The organism is Actinoplanes palleronii, from assembly GCF_016862315.1.
GTDB classification, from domain to species: domain Bacteria; phylum Actinomycetota; class Actinomycetes; order Mycobacteriales; family Micromonosporaceae; genus Actinoplanes; species Actinoplanes palleronii.
Genome location: NZ_BOMS01000206.1, coordinates 1 through 4,247, shown reverse-complemented (window position 1 = coordinate 4,247; position 4,247 = coordinate 1). Strand labels below are relative to the sequence as shown.

The 4,247-nt window shown below is 74.7% G+C and carries 1 protein-coding gene; it reads left to right on the top strand.

What is annotated here, in order from left to right; translation table 11 throughout:
• The coding region (locus Apa02nite_RS50560; protein WP_203831551.1) for a type I polyketide synthase at positions 1–4,247 on the top strand (4,247 nt) is incomplete at both ends.

Here is a 4,247-nt window from a genome sequence, read left to right as displayed (position 1 = left end):
CAACGCGTCATCCGGCAGGCGTTGGCCAACGCCCGCGTGCCCGCTACCGGCATCGACGTGGTCGAGGCACACGGCACGGGTACGCCGCTCGGCGACCCGATCGAGGCGCAAGCCTTGCTGGCGACCTATGGACAGGACCGCACCGGCGACCCGCTGTGGCTCGGCAGCGTCAAGTCCAACCTCGGCCACACCCAGGCCGCTGCCGGTGTCGCCGGGATCATCAAGATGGTGCAGGCCATGAGGCACGGCACCCTGCCCGCGACCCTGCACGCCGACGCCCCGTCCGCCCAGATCGACTGGACCGCGGGCGCGGTGGAGTTGCTGGCCTCGGCGCGGGACTGGCCGGCACTCGACCGGCCGCGCCGCGCCGCCGTGTCCTCGTTCGGGATCAGCGGCACCAACGCGCACGTCATCCTCGAGGCACCGGCCGCCGTCGCGGCCGCCGCACCCGCCGCCGACCTGCCGGCCGTCCCGGTGGTACTCAGCGCCGCCGGTGCGGATGCGCTGCGCGACCAGGCCGAGCGCCTGCGCGGCGCCCCGGCCACCCCCGGCGATCTCGCCCGGGCCCTGACCCGGCGGGCGTCGCTGCGCCACCGAGCGATCGTCGTGGCCACCGATCGGTCCGGCCTGGACGACGGCCTCGCCGCTATCGCCGCGGGCACCCACCCGCTGACCGGCGTCGCCGCCGACGGCCGGCTCGCGGTGGTCTTCACCGGCCAGGGCTCGCAGCGTCTCGACATGGGCCGCGGTCTCTACCAGGCGTTCCCGGTTTATGCCGCCGCGTACGACGAGGTCGTGGCGTTGCTGGAGCTGCCGGAGCCGCAGGTGGAGCAGACCGGCTGGGCGCAGCCGGCCATCTTCGCCCTCGAAGTCGCCCTGCTTGCCCTGGTGCGTTCGTGGGGCCTCCACCCGGATGTGGTCGCCGGGCACTCGATCGGCGAGATCGCGGCGGCCTATGCGGCCGGGGTGCTGAACCTGGCCGACGCTGCCACGCTGGTCTCCGCGCGTGGTCGCCTGATGCAGGCGCTTCCCGCCGGTGGGTCGATGCTGGCGGTGCAGGCATCGGAGGACGAGGTTCGTGCCGCGTTCCCGGGGATCGACATTGCGGCGGTCAACGGGCCGCACGCGGTCGTGGTGTCAGGCCTCGCAGGCGACATTTCGCCCGTCGAGTCGCGCGGGTGGAAGACGGCCCGGCTGCGGACCAGCCACGCGTTCCACTCGCGGCTGATGGAGCCGATGCTCGACGACTTCCGCGCTGTCGTCGAGACGCTGACGTTCAGCGAGCCGCGCCTGACCGTGGTCTCGACCGTGGAGGCGGGCGGCGACTGGACCGACCCGGAGTACTGGGTGCGGCAGGTCCGCGAACCGGTCCGATTCGCCGACGCAGTCACCCGGCTGCCTGCCGGCCGGGTCCTGGAGCTCGGCCCGGACACCGTCCTGGCGACATTGATTCCCGACGCCGTCGCCGCCCTGCGCCGCGACCGGGACGAGGCCACCACCCTGCTCACCGCGGTCGCCGCGCTGTTCACCGACGGCCAGGACGTCGACTGGACCGCCGTACTCGGCACCGGACCCGCCGCCGAAGTGCCCACCTACGCGTTCCAGCACAGCCGCTTCTGGCCCCGCCCGCGCACCGGCGCCAGCCGCGACGCCACCGGCCTCGGCCTGACCGAAACCGGTCACCCGCTGCTCGGCGCGGCCGTCGAGGCACCCGACAGCACCGCCACCCTGTTCACCGGGTGGCTGTCGCTGGCCACCCACCCGTGGCTGGCCGACCACGTCGTGCTCGGCCGCCCGCTCGTGCCGGGCACCGCCCTGGCCGAGATGGCCCGCGCCGCCGGCGAGCGCGACGGCGTCCCGGTCGTCGAGGAACTGCTGCTGCAAGCGCCGCTGCCGCTGCCCGCCCGCGGCGGCGTCCAGCTGCGCGCCACCCTGGCCGAGGCCGGACCCGGCGGCCGGCGCACGATCACCGTGCACGCCCGCACCGACGACGACGAACCGTGGACCACCCACGCCACCGGCGTGCTGACCGCAGCGCAGGAACCCGCCCACCCGGCCGCCGCGGACTCCACATGGCCGCCGGCGGGCGCCGAGACGCTCGACCTGACCGGTTTCTACCCGGCGACCGCCGCCACCGGACTCGCCTACGGCCCCGCCTTCCAAGGGCTGCGCACCGTCCACAAGCGCGCCGACGAGGTGTTCGCCGAGGTCGAACTCGACCACCCGGTCACCGGCTACGGCCTGCACCCGGCCCTGTTCGACGCGGTCCTGCACGCCATCGCCGCCGGCGGGCTGTTCGCCGACGGACAGACCCGGCTGCCGTTCGCCATCACCGGGCTGCGCACCTTCGGCCCGGCCGGCACCCGCCTGCGAGCCCACCTGACCCGGGCCGCCGGCACCGACGCGGTCCGCATCACGATCACCGACCCGGCCGGCACCCCGGTCGCCGAAATTGACAGCCTCGCGCTGCGCCCGGCCGCCGGGATCGGCACCGGCGCGGCCGACCGGCTGCTGCACACCGTGACCTGGGCACGGCAGGACATCACCGCCGCACCGGACCTCCCGGTCACTGTCGTGCTGGGCGAGGGCCTACCGGACCCGGCGCCGCTGCTGGCAGTCGACGCGACCGCACCGGGCAGCGCCGCGGACCGGGCGGCGGCCCTGCTCGGCCTGATTCAGACCTGGCTCGCCGACCCGGCCTGGGCCGGTTCCCGGCTGGTGGTGCGCACCCTCGGCGCGGCCGGCGACGAGATCACCGACCCGGACGGCGCCGCGCTGTGGGGTCTGGTCCGTTCGGTGCAGTCCGAACACCCGGACCGGGTGCACCTGCTCGACGGCCCGGACAACGCCTACTACCCGGTGCCGCAGGCCTGGATCCACGACGGCGCGGCGCACCTGCCGCGGCTGGCCCGGATTCCCGCGGCCGCCGCGATCCCCGACCTCGGAACCGGGACCGTCGTGGTCACCGGAGCGACCGGCACTCTCGGTGAGCTGACCACGAGGCACTTGATTTCACGGTACGGCGTGCAGGACCTGCTGCTGCTCTCCCGCTCCGGCCGGTCCTTGGACATCGAGGGTGTCCGGGTGCGGGCCCTGGCCTGCGACGTCGCCGACCCGGACGCGGTGCACGCGGCCCTGCGCGACGAACCGGTGACCGCGGTGATCCACGCGGCCGGGGTGCTCGACGACGCCATGGTCGAATCGTTGACCCCCGAGCGGCTGCACACCGTGTTCCGCGCCAAGATCGAGGCGGCGCGGAACTTGCACCTGGCCACGCGGGACAAGCCCCTGACGGCGTTTGTGCTCTACTCCTCGGCGGCCGGACTGTTCGGCAACGCGGGGCAGGGCAACTACGCGGCCGCGAACGCGTTCCTCGACGCGTACGCCATCTTCTTGCGGTCCGAAGGTGTCCCCGCGACGTCTCTCGCCTGGGGTCTGTGGGACGCCGGGATGGGCGCCACGCTGAGCGACGCCGAACGCGCCCGCGCCCGGCAGGGCGGCATCGTGCCACTCACCGTCGAACAGGGCCTGGCCGCCTTCGACGCCGCGCTCGGCGCCGGCACCGCGGTCGTCGCCCCGCTGGCCCTGGACCTGGCCCCGATGCGCACCGCGGCCGAGGCCGGGCTGCTGCCCCCGCTGCTCGCCGGCCTGGTCCGCGTGCCGGTACGCACCAGCCCCGACAACGCGCTGGCCCGGCGGCTGGCCGGCCTGCCCGCCGCGCAGCGCGGACGGGCCGTGCTGGACCTGGTCCGCACGCATGTGGCCGCCGTGCTCGGCTACCCCGGGCCGGACGCCGTCGAGGTGGAGCGGGCGTTCCAGGAGTTGGGCTTCGACTCGCTCACCGCGGTCGAGCTGCGCAACCGCCTGGCCACCGTGACCGGGCTGCGGCTGCCCTCCACGCTGGTGTTCGACTACCCGAGCACGCTGGCCCTGGCCGGGCATCTGGCCGCCGAGCTCGCCGGTTCGGGCGCGTCGGACGTCCCGGTGGTGACCGCGGCCGCCGCCTCCGACGAACCGATCGCGATCGTGGGCATGGCCTGCCGTTATCCGGGTGGGGTCGCCTCGCCGGAGGATCTATGGGATCTGGTCGCGGCGGGTGGCGAGGGGATCGGGCTGTTCCCGGAGGATCGCGGCTGGGCGGACATCTACCACCCGGACCCGGATCACCCGGGCACCTCGTATACCCGGGAGGGTGGCTTCCTCTACGACGCCGGTGACTTCGACCCGGAGCTGTTCGGGATCTCCCC